The organism is Streptomyces sp. NPDC060031 (assembly GCF_042736805.1).
Classification (GTDB): Bacteria; Actinomycetota; Actinomycetes; order Streptomycetales; family Streptomycetaceae; genus Streptomyces.
Genome location: NZ_JBHWVM010000027.1, coordinates 25,719 through 41,786, shown reverse-complemented (window position 1 = coordinate 41,786; position 16,068 = coordinate 25,719). Strand labels below are relative to the sequence as shown.

Below are 16,068 nucleotides of genomic sequence, written 5' to 3'. Positions count from 1 at the left end.
GCGCTCAGCGGGTGACGGAGGCGTACGTGCGCCGCAGGAAGCGCCGCAGGGCGGCGATGTCGAACTGGATCACGGCGACGCCCTCGGGGGAGTGGAGCTCGACGATGGCCTGTACCCGCCCACAGGGCCAGATGCGTACGTCGCCGGTTCCCGTCGGGGCCTGGAGTCCGGCCTCCAGGAGGGCGCGGGGGAAGACCCACTCGTTGTCCGTGCCCTCGGGGGAGAGGTCGGCGGGGAAGACGATGCGTACGGCCAGGGGCTCGGCGGGGGCGAAGCGCAGGGCGACCGGGATGGTCCGGTAGAGGGGGTCGTCCGTGATGACGCGGGCGCGGACCCGCTCCTCGACGGCGGCGGTGACGGCGGCGGCGGAAACGGTGGCGGTCGCGGTCGCGGTCGCGGGTGGATTCTCGGCGGTCGCTGGCATCGACAGAACTCCTCGAATCGGAACATATCCGTCCGTATTGCCCCCAGCCTCGCACATTCCGACGAAAGTGCACGGCGCTATTTGTGACGGCGCCGCTCTTGCCAACCATTTGCAACTGGGCACTATTCTTGAACGGTTAAAGACTGTGTGAGAAGCGGAGCCACTCCATGCATGTGCCCGACGGATTCATCAACGCACCCGTCTCGGTGGCCGCCGGAGTGGTGGCCGCCGGTGCGGTGGCCGTCAGCCTCCGCGGCGCTCGCCGCGAGCTCGGGGGCACCTCCCAGGCCGAAGGCTTCGGGGGAGAGCGCGCGGCGCCGCTCGCCGGGCTCGTCGCCGCCTTCATCTTCGCCGTGCAGATGCTGAACTTCCCGGTCGCCGCCGGCACCAGCGGCCACCTGCTGGGAGGGGCGCTCGCCGCGATACTCGTAGGCCCCTACACGGGTGTGCTGTGCGTGTCCGTGGTGCTGCTCATGCAGGGCGTCCTCTTCGCCGACGGCGGCCTGACCGCCCTCGGCGTCAACGTCGTGAACATGGCCGTCGTGACCGTGGTCGTCGCGTACGCGATCTTCCGCGGGCTGCTCAAGCTGCTGCCGGACACCCGCCGCTCGGTGACCGCGGCCGCCTTCGCCGGAGCCCTGTTCTCGGTGCCCGGCGCGGCCGTCATGTTCTCCCTCTTCTACGCCCTCGGCGGCACCACCGACGTGCCCTTCGACAAGGTGTTCGGCGCCATGGTCGGGGTCCACGTCCTGATCGGCATCGGCGAGGCCGCCATCACCGCCGCGACCGTGGGCGCCGTACTGGCCGTACGGCCGGACCTGGTGCACGGCGCCCGAGGCCTGGCCGCGCCGCTCAAGCTGCGCGTCGGCGGCGTGCTGGTCGACGCCCCCGCCGCGGCCCCCGCCCCGGTGGCCGTCGCCGCCCGCTCCCCGAGGAAGCTCTGGGCCGCCGGACTGGTCACCGCCCTCGTGCTGGCCGGCTTCGTCTCCTTCTACGCCTCCTCCAGCCCCGACGGCCTGGAGAAGGTCGCCGCCGACAAGGGCATCGACCAGAAGGTGACCGAGCACGCCGCCGCCGGCTCCCCGCTCGCCGACTACAGCGTCAAGGACGTCGGCGACGCCCGTCTCTCCGGCGGCCTCGCCGGGGTCATCGGCGTCGGCGCGACCGTCGTCGTGGGCACCGGGATCTTCTGGACGGTGCGCCGCCGCCGCGCGGAGGACCTCACCGCCGCCTCCACGGCCTCGTCGGCGGTCTGAGGTGGGCGCGGGCCACGCCCACAAGCTCTACCGGCACGGGCACTCACCGATCCACGGTCTGCCGCCGCACTGCAAGCTCGCCGCGACCTTCGCCTTCGTCCTGGTCGTCGTGTCCACACCGCGCGAGGCGGTGTGGGCCTTCGGCCTGTACGCCGTCCTCCTCGCGGCGGTCACGGCCGCGGCCCGGATCCCGGCCGGCTTCCTGCTGCGCCGGCTGCTCATCGAGGTGCCCTTCGTCGCCTTCGCCGTGCTGATGCCCTTCGTGGCCGAGGGCGAGCGGGTCGACTTCCTCGGGCTCTCGCTCAGCGTCTCCGGCCTGTGGGGCGCCTGGAACGTGCTGGCCAAGGGCACGCTGGGCGTCGCCGCGTCCGTACTGCTCGCCTCGACGACCGAGCTGCGGGCGCTGCTGCTGGGCCTGCAGCGGCTGAAGCTGCCGCCGCTGCTCGTGCAGATCGCCTCCTTCATGATCCGGTACGGGGACGTGATCACCGACGAGCTGCGCCGGATGTCGATCGCCCGCCGCTCGCGCGGCTTCGAGGCGCGCGGGATCCGGCACTGGGGGGTGCTCGCCAAGACGGCCGGCGCGCTGTTCATCCGCTCCTACGAGCGCGGCGAGCGGGTCCACCTCGCAATGGTCAGCCGCGGTTACACCGGCTCCATGCCGGTGATCGACGAAGTCGCGGCCACGCGCGCCCAGTGGGCGTACGCGGCCGTACTCCCGGTGACGGCCCTCGCCGTCTGTCTGATGGGATGGACGCTGTGAACCCCTCCTCCACCTCGCCTTCGCTGGACGTGTCCGGCCTCGCCTACGCCTACCCGGACGGACACCAGGCCCTCTTCGGGGTCGACCTGACCGTGGGCCGGGGCGAGCGGGTCGCCCTGCTCGGGCCCAACGGCGCGGGCAAGACCACCCTGGTGCTGCACCTCAACGGCATCCTGGGCGGCGGGGTCGGCTCGGTGACCGTGGCCGGGCTGCCGGTGGGCAAGCGGCACCTCGCCGAGATCCGGCGCCGGGTCGGGATCGTCTTCCAGGACCCCGACGACCAGCTGTTCATGCCCACCGTCCGCGAGGACGTGGCCTTCGGGCCGGCCGCCGCCGGGATGCGCGGCGCCGAGCTGGAGACCCGCGTACGGGAGGCCCTGGAGCAGGTCGGGATGGCGGATTTCGCCGGCCGGCCGCCGCACCACCTGTCCTTCGGGCAGCGCCGCCGGGTCGCGGTGGCGACCGTACTGGCCATGCGGCCGGAGATCCTGGTCCTGGACGAGCCCTCGTCCAACCTGGACCCGGCTTCGCGGCGGGAGCTGGCCGACATCCTGCGCTCGCTGGACGTGACGGTGCTGATGGTCACGCACGACCTGCCGTACGCGCTGGAACTGTGCCCGCGCGCGGTGATCCTCAGCGAGGGGGTCATCGCGGCGGACGGCCGCACGCAGGACCTGCTGTGCGACGAGGAGCTGATGCGGGCCCACCGCCTGGAACTCCCCTTCGGCTTCGATCCGCGCTCGGTGTCGGTGGCGTAGGGGCCGACGGCTCGGAAGGCGCCGGCTCGGAAGGCGGCTCGGACGGCGCCGGCTCGGACGGCGACGGCATAAGCGCAGGCCCCGGCGCGTTGGAACGCTCGTGGACATCCAGGGTGTGGTGGCGGAGGGCTTCGAGCCCGTCAGGGACGCGTTCGTACGCAATTTCGAGGTGCTCGGGGACCGGGGCGCGGCCGTGTCCGTGTACCGGGACGGCCGCAAGGTCGTGGACCTGTGGGGCGGCACCAAGGACGCGAACGGCACGGAGCCCTGGACCGGGGACACCGCGCAGATCGTCCGCTCCGCGACCAAGGGCGTTGCCGCCGCCGTGCCGCTGCTGCTGCACCAGCGCGGGCTGCTGGACCTGGACGCGCCGGTGAGTTCGTACTGGCCGGAGTTCAAGGCGGGCGGCAAGGACAAGACCCTGGTCCGCCACCTGCTCGCGCACCAGGCCGGGGTGCCCGCGCTGGACCGCGGCCTGACCATGGCGCAGGCGGCGGACGGGGTGTCCGGACCGCGCGCGGTCGCCGCGCAGCAGGCCTTCTGGGAGCCCGGCACCGGGCACGGCTACCACGCGCAGACCTTCAGCTGGCTGCTGTCGGAACTGGTGCTGCGGGCGACCGGCCGGACCGTCGGCGGGATCCTGGCGGAGGAGATCGCCGAGCCGCTCGGGCTCGACTTCTGGATCGGCCTGCCGGAGGCCGAGGCGCACCGGGTGGGCCGGGTGGCGCCGGTGGAGCCGCCGCCGAGTGCGGGGCTGCTGCGGACCCGGCCGAAGAGAAACGTTTCGGAGGCCTACGCCGACCCGGACTCCCTCACCCGCCGCGCCTTCGCGGCCATCGACCCCCTGCCGGACGAGAACGACCCCGTCTACCAGGCCGCCGAACTGCCCGGCTCGGCCGGCATCGGCACGGCGCGCGCCCTGGCCCGCTTCTACGCCGCCACCATCGGCGTGGTCGAGGACGGCGCCCGGATCTTCACCCCGGCCACGACGGCGCTGGCCGGGCGGGAGTTCTCGGCCGGCCCGGACCGGGTGCTGGTGGTCGCCACCCGCTTCGGCCCGGGCTACATGCTGCACGGGCCCGCCTCGCCGCTGCTGTCCCCGGCCTCCTTCGGGCACCCGGGCCGCGGCGGCTCGCTGGCCTTCGCTGACCCGGAGGCGGGCATCGGCTTCGGTTACGTCACCAACGCCCACGCCCGGTCGGTCACCGCCGACCCGCGGGCCCAGACCCTGGTCCGGGCCCTGCGGTCGGCCCTCCAGCCCTCCGGGTCCTGCGGGTCCTAGCGTTCCCGTACGTCGGCCAGTACGGCCCCCGCATGCCCGATGAGGTCCCGCGGGGGCATCGGGAACACCGAGTCCGGGGTGCCGGCGGCCGCCCAGACCACCTCGTGCGCGAGCAGGGAACGGTCCGCGAGGACGCGGGTGCGGGTGCGGTGGCCGAAGGGCGGCACGCCGCCGATGGCGTACCCGGTGGTCTCGCGCACCAGCGCGGCGTCGGCGCGGGTCACCTTCCCCGCGCCGAGCTCCCGGCGCACCGCGTCCACGTCCACGCGGGAGGCCCCGTCCATCAGGACCAGCACGGGGACGCCGTCCGCGGCGAAGACCAGCGACTTGGCGATCTGGCTGAGCTCGCAGCCGATCGCCGCGGCGGCGTCGGCGGCGGTGCGGGTGCCGTCGGGGAAGGTACGGACGTCCAGGTCGCCGAGGCCGAGCTCGGCGAGGGCTTCGGCGAAGCGGGGGTGCGGAGTCGTCATGCGCCGACGCTACCGCCGCCCCCGCCCCGGGCGCGGCTGGATTGTGCGCGTGCGGCGCCGCTGCCGGGGCTCCGCAGACCAACGGAGCCCCGGGGAGCGGGTCAGGAGTTCAGGACCTGGGCCACGATCGGGCCCGCCGCGTCCGCGCCGTGGCCGCCGGCCTCGACCATCGCCGCCGCCGCCACGTCACCGCTGAAGCCCGTGAACCAGCTGTCCGGGCTGCCCGCGCCGTCGACCTCCGCCGAGCCGGTCTTCGCGCCCTTGTCCGAGCCGCCGACCGCGGCCATCGCGCCGCGCCCCGTACCGCTGGTGGCCGTCAGCTTCATCATCCGTACGAGCTGCGCCGCCACCCCCGGCTTCATCGGCCGCTTGGCCCGCACGAGGTCGCGGCCGTCCAGCGAGGCCTTGACGAGCACCGGCTGGCGGAACACCCCCGTCCGCGCGGTCGCCGTGATGGACGCGATGTTCAGCGGGTTCATCCGGATCTGGCCCTGGCCGATGTACTCCGCCGCCGCCGCGGCACCCGACGCGTCCGGGACCTCCCCGGGGAAGCTGGGGATGCCGATCTTCCACTGCTCGCCGATGCCGAAGACCTCGCGCGCCTCCTTCGGCAGCGCCGCGTTGTCGCCCACCAGCTTGATCTGCTTGATGAAAGCGGTGTTGCACGACTGGGCGAAACTCGTCGCGAAGGGCTCGTTGTCGAGCTTGAGGCCGTTCAGGTTCTTGAAGGTGCGGCCGTCCCACGGCACCGTCGCCGGACACTCGGCCACCTTGTCGGCCGCCACCAGCCCCCGGTCGAGCAGCATCGCCGCCGTCGCGATCTTCATCGTGGACCCGGGGGCGCGCCCGCCGAGCACGGCCGCGTTGTAGCCGTCCCTGCGGTGGTTGGCGATGGCCAGGATGTCCCCGGTGCTCGGCTTGACGGCGACCACCGAGGCCTCGGCGAACCGTCCCACCGCCTTCTCCGCGGCCGCCTGCACATCGGCGTCCAGCACGGTCTCGATCTGCCCCGGCTTGCCCTCCACCAGCGTCAGCAGGCTCCGCTTGGGGGCGTCCTGCGCGGCCGGCTCGATCCACACCTCGGCGCCGGCGGCGCCGCCCGCCTTCTCCCCGTACGTCTTGCGCAGGGCGTCCAGCACCGGGCGCAGGGACGGGTACTGCTCGGCCGTCAGCTCCTTGCCGTTGCGGTCGACGGCTTTGACCGGCGGGCTCGCCGGGGTGCCCGCGCGCAGTTTGTCGCCCCTCTGGAGCTGCGGGTGGATGATCTCCGGCTGCCAGTCCACCAGCGGCAGGCCGCTCGTGATCCCGCGCACCACCGTCAGCTTGGACTCGTACGCGAGGGGCTTGGTCACGCCCTCGTACGTGATCTCGGCGGCGACGGTGAACGGCACCGTGGTGCCGGCCGGCGTGCCCGCAGTGATCGCGGCCTTGGCCACGTAGGCCTTGGCCTTGTAGTCGGCGACGGCCGACCGGGCGTCCTGCGCGTTGTTCGTCAGGGCGGCGGCTGCCGGCGCGTCCCCGGCCGCCCACGCGGCGAGGAACGCCTTGGCGGTCTCGGCGATCTCCTTCTCGCTGACGGGCCCGCTGCCCTTCTCCGGTGTGTGCGCCGCCGCGCCGACCGCGCTGCTCTTCTTGCCGTCCCCCTGGTCGCCGGAGTCCCCGACCAGCGTGTACACCCCGTACCCGGCCCCGCCGAGCATCGCGAGCAATGTGCCACCGACGATGGCACCCTTCGTCGCCCCGTTCACGTACATCCCCGTCCCCCATTGATGGCTCCTGAACGTGTTCAAGAACCCTTGATGCGGACTCTACGTGAGCGAGCGAACGCACGTGCGGTTGTTACCGGACCGTCACATGCCGCCGGAGCTGCCGTCAGGCCCCCCTTCAGACCCAGGTGTCCAGCCACATCCGGCCCCGCCAGGAGTCCATGGGGAGGGTCTGTCCGGTGTAGATGGGCCAGAAGTAGATGAAGTTCCACACGATCAGGAGCACCAGGACCCCCGCCCCGACCGCCCCCAGCGCGCGCCGGCGTTCCGAGGAGCCCGCCGGGCCCAGCAGGGCGCCGATCATCATCGCCACCGCCAGGCACAGGTACGGGACGAAGACCACCGCGTAGAAGTAGAAGATGGTCCGCTCCTGGTAGTTGAACCAGGGCAGCAGGCCCGCGGCCAGCGCGCACGCGATCGCGCCCGCCCGCCAGTCGCGGCGCAGCAGCCAGCGCCACAGCACGTACAGCAGCGCGAAGCAGCCCGCCCACCACAGCAGCGGCGTGCCCAGGGCCAGCACCTCGCGGGCGCACTTGGCCGACTCCGTCGCCGGGCAGCCGTCGGTGCCGGGCGCGGGGGACTCGTAGAAGTAGGAGACGGGCCGGCCGAGGACCAGCCAGCTCCAGGGGTTGGACTCGTACGTGTGCCCCGAGGTCAGGCCGACGTGGAACTTGTAGACCTCGGTCTCGTAGTGCCACAGGCTGCGCAGCCACTCCGGCAGGAAGGACAGCGAGCTGCCCTGGTCGTTCTTGGCCGCCCAGTCGCGGAAGTAGCCGCCCTTGCCGTTGTCCGGGCTCAGGATCCAGCCCAGCCACGACATCAGGTACACGGCGACCGCCACCGGCACGGTCGACAGGAAGCCGGGCAGCGCGTCGCGGCGCAGCATCGCCGCGTACGGGGCGCCCGCGCCCGCGGTGCGGCGGGCCGCGGCGTCCCACAGCACGGTCAGGACGCCGAAGAAGGCCAGCACGACCAGGCCGTTCCACTTCGTGCCGAAGGCCAGGCCCAGGCAGACGCCGGCGAGGATCCGGTACGGGCGCCAGCCCAGGCCCAGCGTCTCGGCGATCCGCAGGTCCGGCCGGGTGCGGCCCTCCTCGTCCACCGGGAGCGCCGCCGCGAGCCTGGCCCGCGCCTTGTCCCGGTCGATGACCAGCGCCCCGAAGGCGGCCAGGATGAAGAACATCAGGACCAGGTCGAGCAGGGCGGTCCGGCTCATCACCAGGTGCAGGCCGTCCACCGCCATCAGCGCGCCCGCCAGACAGCCGAGGAAGGTCGAGCGGAACAGGCGCCGCCCGATGCGGCACAGCATCAGCACGGACAGGGTGCCGAGCAGGGCGGTCATGAACCGCCAGCCGAACGGGTCGAAGCCGAACATCCATTCGCCGAGCCCGATCACCCATTTGCCGACGGGCGGGTGCACGACGTAGCCCGGATCCAGGGGCAGCGGGATCCCGTCGGGGTTGGCGAGGATCGACTTGTCGATGTCCTTGGGCCAGCTCGCCTCGTAGCCCTGCCGGATCGTGGCCCAGGCGTCCTTGGCGTAGTACGTCTCGTCGAATATCACCGCCTTCGGGCTGCCCAGGTGCACGAACCGCAGCACCCCGGCGACCAGCGCCACCAGCAGCGGACCCGCCCACGCCAGCACCCGCTGCCAGGTGGCCCTCTCCGCGGCCGGGACGCCCAGGGCCGTCCACAGCTGCCCCGAGGGCCGCGCGTACGGGGGCACCAGCCGGGTACGGACGTCCGCGCGGCGGGCGGCCCCCGCGGGCGGCGCGTAGCCGAAGCCGCGCAGGCGGCGCAGCCAGACGGACGGCTGGGCGTCGGAGTCGCGCCCCGCCTCGGAGGCGGGCGGGGCCCCCGCGGGGCTGGGCGGCGGCGTCGCGGTACTGGTCACCGGGTCATCGTAGGGAACGCGGCTGTGCGTACCCCAGTGCCCGGGGGATCAAGGAGCGTCGCGGCGGGGCGGCGGGGCGGCTGAGAGGATGGGGCGGTGACCACTGACCAGCCCCGCGCCACCGACACCTCCCCCTCCCACGGCGCCCCGGGCGCCCCCGGCGCCCCCGGCGTCCTCGTCCTCGCCGGGACGCCGATCGGCGACCTCGCCGACGCCCCGCCCCGGCTGGCGGCCGAGCTGGAGCGGGCCGACGTGGTCGCCGCCGAGGACACCCGACGGCTGCGCCGCCTCACCCAGGGCCTGGGCGTGCACACCACCGGGCGCGTCGTGTCGTACTTCGAGGGCAACGAGTCCGCGCGCACCCCGGAGCTGGTCGAGGCGCTGGAGGCGGGCAAGCGGGTGCTGCTGGTGACCGACGCCGGCATGCCGTCCGTCTCCGACCCCGGCTACCGGCTGGTCGCCGCCGCCGTGGAGAAGGACATCAAGGTCACGGCCGTGCCCGGGCCCTCCGCCGTCCTCACCGCGCTCGCACTGTCCGGGCTGCCGGTGGACCGGTTCTGCTTCGAGGGGTTCCTGCCGCGCAAGGCGGGCGAGCGCCTGGGCCGGCTGCGCGAGGTGGAGGGCGAGCGGCGCACGCTCGTCTACTTCGAGGCCCCGCACCGGCTCGACGACACCCTGGCCGCGATGGCCGAGGTGTTCGGCGCGGGCCGCCGGGCCGCCGTGTGCCGTGAGCTGACCAAGACGTACGAGGAGATCAAGCGCGGCGGACTCGGCGAGCTGGCCGCCTGGGCGGCGGAGGGCGTGCGCGGCGAGATCACCGTCGTGGTCGAGGGCGCCCCGGCCGCGGCGCCGGGCGACGTGGACGCCGAGGAGCTGGTGCGCAGGGTGAAGGTGCGCGAGGAGGCGGGGGAGCGCCGCAAGGAAGCGATCGCCGCGGTCGCGGCGGAGGCGGGGGTACCCAAGCGCGAGGTCTTCGACGCGGTGGTGGCGGCAAAGAATGCGGCACAAAAGGTGCCGCAAGTCGGTAAAGAGCTAACCTGAAAAGCAAAGCTCAGACCGCGCGCCGGGCGCTTTGGGCATGAGTCGCCCAAAGACCGTCCAATACTGGACATGGCCTGATGCGCTCCCGCCCGAAGAGGCGTCCACTGGCAATGGCACCAGTGGAACAAGAGGAGCTGGCATGAGTGAGATCGCTGACACCCCGGTACCCGTACCCGTCGCCGTACCTGTCGCCGTACCCGCCGTCTCCACACCTGCCGTGCAGACCGTGCACGAGGCCTACTCGTTCGCCTGCATGAAGTGCGGGTACGGCTGGGAGCAGGCGTACGAGATCGAACACCACGTCGACGGCCAGGGTCAGCCGTTCATCATGTACACGGTCAACGGGGAGCGGGTGCCCTCTCCGCTGTCGAACCCGACCTGCCACAACTGCGGCGGCCACGTCGTGCGCATCATGCGGGCCGGCCAGGTCTCCTCCGTCCTCGGCATGATCGACCACCTCTACCACCACCGCATCGCCCCCGGGATCGCCGGACCGGTGCCCGCGGGCGAGAACGTCCCCCGGGCCCCGAAGCCCCCGAAGCCGCGCAAGGCGACTCACCTGCACGACGCGCCGGGACCCGTCTCCCTCGACGAGGCCGACCGGCGACGGGGCCTGTTCGCCCGCCTGATGGGGCTGCTGCGCCGGTCATAAGATCGGCCGTATGAGCACCACGAGCACCGCTTCGAAGGACGCCCCGCCGCCGCTGCCCGAACCCCTCCGGGTGGCGGTGGCGGATTCCCACACCCACCTGGACATGCAGTCCGGCACCGTCGAGGAGGGCCTGGCCAAGGCCGCCTCCGTCGGCGTGACCACCGTGGTCCAGGTCGGCTGCGACGTGAAGGGCTCGCGCTGGGCCGCCGAGACGGCCGCCGCGTACGAGAACGTCCACGCGGCCGTGGCCCTTCACCCGAACGAAGCCCCCCGCATCGTGCACGGCGACCCCGACGGATGGTCGCGGCAGGGCGCGCGGGCCGGCGGCGGCGAGGGCGCGCTCGACGACGCGCTGGCCGAGATCGAGGCGCTCGCCGCGCTCCCGCACGTGAAGGCGGTCGGCGAGACCGGACTGGACTTCTTCCGCACCGGCCCCGAGGGCATGGCCGCGCAGGAGCGTTCCTTCCGGGCCCACATCGAGATCGCCAAGCGGCAGGGCAAGGCACTCGTCATCCACGACCGCGAGGCCCACGCCGACGTGCTGCGCGTCCTGCGCGAGGAGGGCGCGCCGGAGCGCACGGTGTTCCACTGCTACTCCGGGGACGCGGAGATGGCCCGTGAGTGCGCCGCCGCCGGGTACTACATGTCCTTCGCCGGGACCGTCACCTTCAAGAACGCCGCGCCGCTGCGCGAGGCCCTGGCGGTGGCCCCCCTGGAGCTGGTGCTGGTCGAGACGGACGCACCGTACCTGACCCCGGCGCCGTACCGCGGACGGCCCAACGCGCCCTACCTCATTCCGCTGACGGTACGGGCGATGGCAGCGGTCCGCGGCCTCGACGAGGACGCCCTGGCGACGGCGCTGGCCGCGAACACGGCGCGCGCCTTCGGGTACTGACGCACACCCGTTCGCCACGCTGGGTAGCCGCACGACTTTGGTGAGTGACGGTCGCTCCGCTAGGGTGCCGTGCCCGAAGCAGCGGGTACGGACCAGTGGAGCGAGCGTCGTGAGCGATAGCCCTTTCACGGAGGTGCACGGGGGCGGGGCCGGCCCGGTGTCCTGGCCGGCCCCGTTCCCGGGCCCCGGCCCTGAGCCCCGTCCGGACCACCGGGAGCCCGGGCCCGGCGTGCCCTCGCCGCGGGGCGGCTCGGGGCGACGGGCCCGGGGCCGCGGGGCGCCCGAGCCGCAGGAGCAGCCGCCCACCGGCCGCCGCCGACGCGCCGAGACGGGCCTGCCCGTCCTGCCGGAGCCCTTCCCGCCGGAGCCCTTCCGGCCCGCCCCGGTCCGGCCCGCCCCGGTCCTGCCCCAGCCGGTCCTGCCGGCTCCGGGGCGCGGCACCGGGCGGCGTCGGGCTGCGCCCGCCGGGCTGGGAGCCCGACGCTCCGGCGCCCTCCTCGCGCCCACCACCACCGGGACCTGGCGGCGGATCGTGCCCCAGGCCCTGGTCGTCGCGTTCCTGGCGGGCGGCACCACGGCCTTCGTCGCCGCTGACAAGACGGTGCGGCTCACCGTGGACGGGGTTCCGCAGACCCTGCACACCTTCGCCGACGACGTCGACGAACTGCTCGCCGCCGAAGGCCTCGGCGTCGGCCCCCACGACCTCGTCGCCCCGGCCCCGGGAGACGCCCTGGATGACGGGGACCAGGTCGTCGTGCGCTACGGCCGCCCCCTGCGGCTCACCCTCGACGGACAGCAGCGCCAGGTGTGGACCACGGCCGGCACCGTGGACGGAGCCCTGCGCCAGTTCGGCATCCGCGCCGAAGGCGCCTACCTCTCCGCCCCGCGCACCGCCCCCGTACCGCGCGCCGGCCTGACCCTCGCGGTGCGCACCGAACGCAGCGTCACCTTCATGGCCGACGGCCGCGAGACCACCCTGCGCACCAACGCCGCCACCGTCCAGGAGGCCCTCGGCCAGGCGGGCATCACCCTGCACGGCCAGGACACCACCTCGGTGCCGCCCGGCGCCTTCCCGCGCGACGGCCAGACCGTCACCGTGCTCCGCATCACCGGCACCCGCGAAGTCCGCGAGGAACGCATCCCGTACGAGACCGAGAGGGTCAAGGACGCCGCCCTCTTCGCCGGCACCGAGGTCGTCGAGCGCGCCGGCCGGCCCGGGGCGCGCCGGGTCACGTACAGCCTGCGCACCGTCAACGGCGTCCGCCAAAAACCCCGCCGGATCGCCGAGGAGACGTTCCGCGAGCCCGTCACGCAGCTCGTCAAGGTCGGCACGACGCCACTGCCCGCCTCCGTCGCCGGAGCGGACGGCCTCGACTGGGGCGCCCTGGCCCAGTGCGAGTCCGGCGGCCGCCCCGCCGCGACCGACCCGTCAGGGACGTACGGCGGCCTCTACCAGTTCGACGTCCACACCTGGCATGCCCTCGGCGGCAACGGCCGCCCCCAGGACGCCCCGGGCCCGGAACAGACGTACCGGGCGAAGAAGCTCTACGTGCAGCGGGGGGCGAGCCCCTGGCCCCACTGCGGCCGTAGGCTTTACCGGTGAGCACCGCAGAGCAGCAGCCCGAAAAGACTTCCGACGCCCTTCTCGGCGCGGCCGACATCCGAGAGCTGGCCGACGCCCTCGGCGTACGCCCGACGAAGCAGAAGGGGCAGAACTTCGTCATCGACGCCAACACGGTGCGCCGGATCGTGCGCACCGCCGAGGTGCGGCCGGACGACGTGGTCGTCGAGGTCGGACCGGGGCTGGGCTCGCTGACGCTCGCGCTGCTGGAGGCCGCGGACCGGGTCGTCGCCGTCGAGATCGACGACATCCTGGCCGCGGCGCTGCCCGCGACCATCGAGGCGCGGATGCCGCAGAAGAAGGACCGTTTCGCGCTGGTCCACTCCGACGCGATGCTCGTGGAGGAACTGCCCGGCCCGGCGCCGACCGCGCTCGTCGCGAACCTGCCGTACAACGTGGCCGTCCCGGTGCTGCTGACCATGCTCGACCGGTTCCCGAGCATCGAGCGGACCCTGGTCATGGTGCAGGCGGAGGTCGCCGACCGGCTCGCCGCCGAGCCGGGCAACAAGGTGTACGGGGTGCCCTCCGTCAAGGCCAACTGGTACGCGCACGTCAAGCGCGCCGGGTCCATCGGCCGCAAGGTCTTCTGGCCCGCGCCGAACGTCGACTCCGGTCTCGTCTCGCTCGTGCGGCGCACCGAGCCGATCAAGACCACCGCCACCAAGGCGCAGGTCTTCGCGGTGGTCGACGCGGCCTTCGCGCAGCGCCGCAAGACGCTGCGCGCCGCACTGGCCGGCTGGGCCGGGTCGGCTGCGGGCGCGGAGGCGGCCCTGGTCGCCGCCGGCATCTCGCCGCAGGCGCGCGGGGAGTCGCTGACGGTGGAGCAGTTCGCCGCGATCGCCGAGCACAAGCCGGCGGCGGACAGGCCCGCGCTGTGAGCGCGGCGGCGCGGGTGACCGTACGGGTTCCGGCGAAGGTCAACGTGCAGCTGGCGGTCGGTGCGGCGCGGCCCGACGGATTCCACGACCTGGCCAACGTGTTCCTCGCGGTCTCCCTGTACGACGAGGTCACCGTGACCCCCGCCGACGGGCTGACGGTCACCTGCGCCGGCCCGGACGCCGACCAGGTGCCGCTGGACCGTACGAACCTGGCGGCGCGGGCCGCCGAGATCCTCGCGGCCCGGGGCGGGATCGACCCCGCCGTGCACCTCCACATCGCCAAGAACATCCCGGTCGCCGGAGGCATGGCGGGCGGCAGCGCCGACGGCGCGGCGGCCCTGCTGGCCTGCGACGCGCTGTGGGGGCTGGGCACCCCGCGCGAGGAACTGCTGGACATCTGCGCCGAGCTGGGCAGCGACGTCCCCTTCAGCCTGGTGGGCGGCGCGGCGCTGGGCACCGGGCGGGGCGAGGTGCTGAGCCCGCTGGAGGCGGGGGCGTTCCACTGGGTGTTCGCCGTGGCCGACGGCGGGCTGTCCACCCCGGCGGTGTTCCGGGAGTTCGACCGGCTGGCCGGGGGGCGCGGGATCCCGGTCCCGCAGGCCTCGCCGGCCCTGTTGGCGGCCCTCGCCTCGGGTGACCCGGACGCGCTGGCGGCGACCCTGGCCAACGACCTCCAGCCCGCCGCGCTCTCGCTGCGGCCGCGACTGGCCGACACCCTGGCGGCGGGCACCGAAGCCGGTGCGCTGGCCGCGCTGGTCTCGGGGTCGGGGCCCACGACGGCCTTCCTGTGCCGGGACCCGGAATCCGCCGAGAAGGTCGCCGCGGCCCTGCTCGCCTCGGGCACCTGCCGGGCCGCGCGTGTGGCGTCCTCCCCGGCCCCGGGCGCGACGGTCCTGCCGTCCTGAGGTCACGACCACAGCGGGTCTCGGCGACTGTCTCGTCGAGCGTTCCCCCCGGAGGGTGGCGTACTCAGACGGGAGTTGAGTACCCGCACCCTGGTGGGGGGAGCGGCGCGGGCGCGAGCGTACGGGTATGGGACACACCGCCTCCGAACTCGCCGCCGCGACGCCCCCCGCGCGGGACCGGTACGTCGACCTGTTGCGCGTCGCCTCGCTCGGTACCGTCATCTGCGGGCACTGGCTGATGGCCGCCGTCAGCGGGGACGGGATCGGGAACCTGCTCGCGGTGCTGCCGGCGCTGCAGGTGCTCACCTGGGGGCTGCAGGTCATGCCCGTGTTCTTCTTCGTCGGCGGGTTCTCCCACGCCCTGTCCTACCGGTCCGTGCGCCGCAAGGCCGACGGGCCCGTCTACGCCGCCTTCCTGCGGGCCAGGCTGCGGCGGCTGCTGCGGCCCACCCTCGTCTTCGTCCTCGTCTGGACCGCCTTCGCACTCGCCGTGCAGCTCGCCGGCGGCGGTGACGGGCGGCTGTCCGGGGCCGCGCTGCGGCTGGTGACGCAGCCGCTGTGGTTCATCGGGATCTACCTCGCCATGGTCGCCTTCACCCCGCCCCTGCTGAGGCTGCACGAGCGGTGGGGCTGGGGCGCCTTCGGGGCGCTCGCGGGCGCCGCGGCGCTCGTGGACGTACTGCGCTTCGCGCTCGGTGTGCCGTACGTCGACTTCCTGAACTTCGGCTTCGTCTGGCTCGCCGTCCACCAGCTCGGCTTCCTGCGCGCCGACGGCCGCCTGCGCCGCCCGCGGCGCCCCGCCGCTCTGGCCGCCGCCGGACTGCTGGGCGCCGTCGCCCTGGTCGCGTACGGGCCGTACCCGCTCTCCATGGTGGGGATGCCCGGCGAGAAGGTGTCCAACATGGCCCCGCCCACCCTCGCCCTGCTGTGCCACGGGACGTGGCTCGTCGGGGCGGTGGAGCTGCTGCGGCGCCCCGCCGGCCGGCTGCTGGCCCGGCCCCGCGCCTGGCGCGCGGTCGTCGCCGCCAACGGGATCGCCATGACCGCCTTCCTGTGGCACCTCACCGCCATGCTGGCGGTGTACGCCGCCCAGCTCGGCCTCGGCTTCGCACTCCCCGACCCGGCCTCCGCCGCTTGGTGGGCGCAGGTGCCGGTGCGGATCGTGGCCGCGGCCGCGCTGACCGGCGTACTCGTGGCCGCCTTCCGGCGCTTCGAGGCCCCCGGCAGCAGCAGCGCCGCACCCGGCCCGGGCCCCGGGCCCGTGGCCGCCGCCGGGATCACCCTGTGCCTGCTCGGGATTCTGGGCCTGTCCATGACCGGCCTCGGCGGCCTCCTGCACGGCCACAGCGCCACTCTGGTCGCGCTCCCGCTCACCGCGCCCGCCGCGATCGGCATGGCGCTGGGCGGCTGGCTCCTGGTGGAACGGTCCGCCGCCCCCCGGAGGGTTAGGCTGAGGGGCTGAT

Annotated in this window: 15 protein-coding genes; 11 read left to right on the top strand and 4 right to left on the bottom strand. The window is 74.0% G+C overall.

What is annotated here, in order from left to right:
• Window positions 1-4: 4 nt before the first annotated feature.
• The gene (locus ACFWB8_RS15035; protein WP_385225999.1) at window positions 5-424 is read right to left on the bottom strand and encodes an SsgA family sporulation/cell division regulator; all 420 of its coding nucleotides are present in this window, start codon (window positions 422-424) and stop codon (window positions 5-7) included.
• Window positions 425-591: 167 nt separating this feature from the next.
• On the opposite strand from ACFWB8_RS15035, the gene ACFWB8_RS15030 reads away from it, so the two are divergent.
• From ACFWB8_RS15030 to ACFWB8_RS15015, 4 genes are all read left to right on the top strand, one after another.
• On the top strand, window positions 592-1,680 hold the full coding sequence (locus tag ACFWB8_RS15030) for an energy-coupling factor ABC transporter permease (protein WP_385225997.1): 1,089 nt from the start codon (window positions 592-594) through the stop codon (window positions 1,678-1,680).
• 1 nt (window position 1,681) lies between these two features.
• Window positions 1,682-2,443, top strand: coding sequence for a cobalt ECF transporter T component CbiQ (gene cbiQ, locus ACFWB8_RS15025; protein WP_385225995.1), 762 nt, complete (start codon window positions 1,682-1,684; stop codon window positions 2,441-2,443).
• Window positions 2,431-3,201 carry an energy-coupling factor ABC transporter ATP-binding protein gene (locus tag ACFWB8_RS15020; RefSeq protein ID WP_385225993.1) on the top strand — a complete coding sequence of 257 codons (771 nt, stop codon included), beginning with the start codon at window positions 2,431-2,433 and terminating at the stop codon, window positions 3,199-3,201. The genes cbiQ and ACFWB8_RS15020 overlap by 13 nt, the downstream gene beginning before the upstream one ends.
• 100 nt (window positions 3,202-3,301) lie before the next feature.
• Window positions 3,302-4,483 (top strand): serine hydrolase domain-containing protein, encoded by a 1,182-nt coding sequence (locus ACFWB8_RS15015; protein ID WP_385225991.1) that lies wholly within the window; start codon window positions 3,302-3,304, stop codon window positions 4,481-4,483.
• Here ACFWB8_RS15015 and ACFWB8_RS15010 read toward each other — a convergent pair.
• From ACFWB8_RS15010 to ACFWB8_RS15000, 3 genes are all read right to left on the bottom strand, one after another.
• On the bottom strand, window positions 4,480-4,953 hold the full coding sequence (locus ACFWB8_RS15010) for a YbaK/EbsC family protein (protein ID WP_385225989.1): 474 nt from the start codon (window positions 4,951-4,953) through the stop codon (window positions 4,480-4,482). The two genes, ACFWB8_RS15015 and ACFWB8_RS15010, sit on opposite strands and share 4 nt — an antisense overlap.
• A gap of 101 nt (window positions 4,954-5,054) precedes the next feature.
• Window positions 5,055-6,701 carry a penicillin-binding transpeptidase domain-containing protein gene (locus tag ACFWB8_RS15005; protein ID WP_385226084.1) on the bottom strand — a complete coding sequence of 549 codons (1,647 nt, stop codon included), beginning with the start codon at window positions 6,699-6,701 and terminating at the stop codon, window positions 5,055-5,057.
• 136 nt (window positions 6,702-6,837) lie between these two features.
• Window positions 6,838-8,613: a dolichyl-phosphate-mannose--protein mannosyltransferase gene (locus ACFWB8_RS15000; protein WP_385225987.1), complete on the bottom strand. Its 1,776-nt coding sequence runs from the start codon at window positions 8,611-8,613 to the stop codon at window positions 6,838-6,840.
• A 96-nt stretch (window positions 8,614-8,709) separates the two neighbouring features.
• On the opposite strand from ACFWB8_RS15000, the gene rsmI reads away from it, so the two are divergent.
• The 7 genes from rsmI (at window position 8,710) to ACFWB8_RS14965 (ending at window position 16,067) form a co-directional block, all read left to right on the top strand.
• On the top strand, window positions 8,710-9,654 hold the full coding sequence (gene rsmI, locus ACFWB8_RS14995; protein WP_385225985.1) for a 16S rRNA (cytidine(1402)-2'-O)-methyltransferase: 945 nt from the start codon (window positions 8,710-8,712) through the stop codon (window positions 9,652-9,654).
• Between the two features lie 139 nt (window positions 9,655-9,793).
• A complete protein-coding gene (locus ACFWB8_RS14990) occupies window positions 9,794-10,306 on the top strand; it encodes a hypothetical protein (RefSeq protein ID WP_385225983.1) in 513 nt (170 codons plus the stop codon).
• Window positions 10,307-10,316: 10 nt separating this feature from the next.
• Complete coding sequence (locus tag ACFWB8_RS14985) at window positions 10,317-11,201, top strand: TatD family hydrolase (protein ID WP_385225981.1); 885 nt, start codon at window positions 10,317-10,319, stop codon at window positions 11,199-11,201.
• 334 nt (window positions 11,202-11,535) lie between these two features.
• Window positions 11,536-12,804: a ubiquitin-like domain-containing protein gene (locus tag ACFWB8_RS14980; RefSeq protein ID WP_385226082.1), complete on the top strand. Its 1,269-nt coding sequence runs from the start codon at window positions 11,536-11,538 to the stop codon at window positions 12,802-12,804.
• Complete coding sequence (gene rsmA, locus ACFWB8_RS14975; protein WP_385225979.1) at window positions 12,801-13,700, top strand: 16S rRNA (adenine(1518)-N(6)/adenine(1519)-N(6))-dimethyltransferase RsmA; 900 nt, start codon at window positions 12,801-12,803, stop codon at window positions 13,698-13,700. The genes ACFWB8_RS14980 and rsmA overlap by 4 nt, the downstream gene beginning before the upstream one ends.
• Window positions 13,697-14,605 carry a 4-(cytidine 5'-diphospho)-2-C-methyl-D-erythritol kinase gene (locus tag ACFWB8_RS14970; RefSeq protein ID WP_385225977.1) on the top strand — a complete coding sequence of 303 codons (909 nt, stop codon included), beginning with the start codon at window positions 13,697-13,699 and terminating at the stop codon, window positions 14,603-14,605. Before rsmA ends, ACFWB8_RS14970 begins: the two co-directional genes overlap by 4 nt.
• Before the next feature lie 127 nt (window positions 14,606-14,732).
• The gene (locus ACFWB8_RS14965; RefSeq protein WP_385225975.1) at window positions 14,733-16,067 is read left to right on the top strand and encodes an acyltransferase; all 1,335 of its coding nucleotides are present in this window, start codon (window positions 14,733-14,735) and stop codon (window positions 16,065-16,067) included.
• Window position 16,068: the final 1 nt, after the last annotated feature.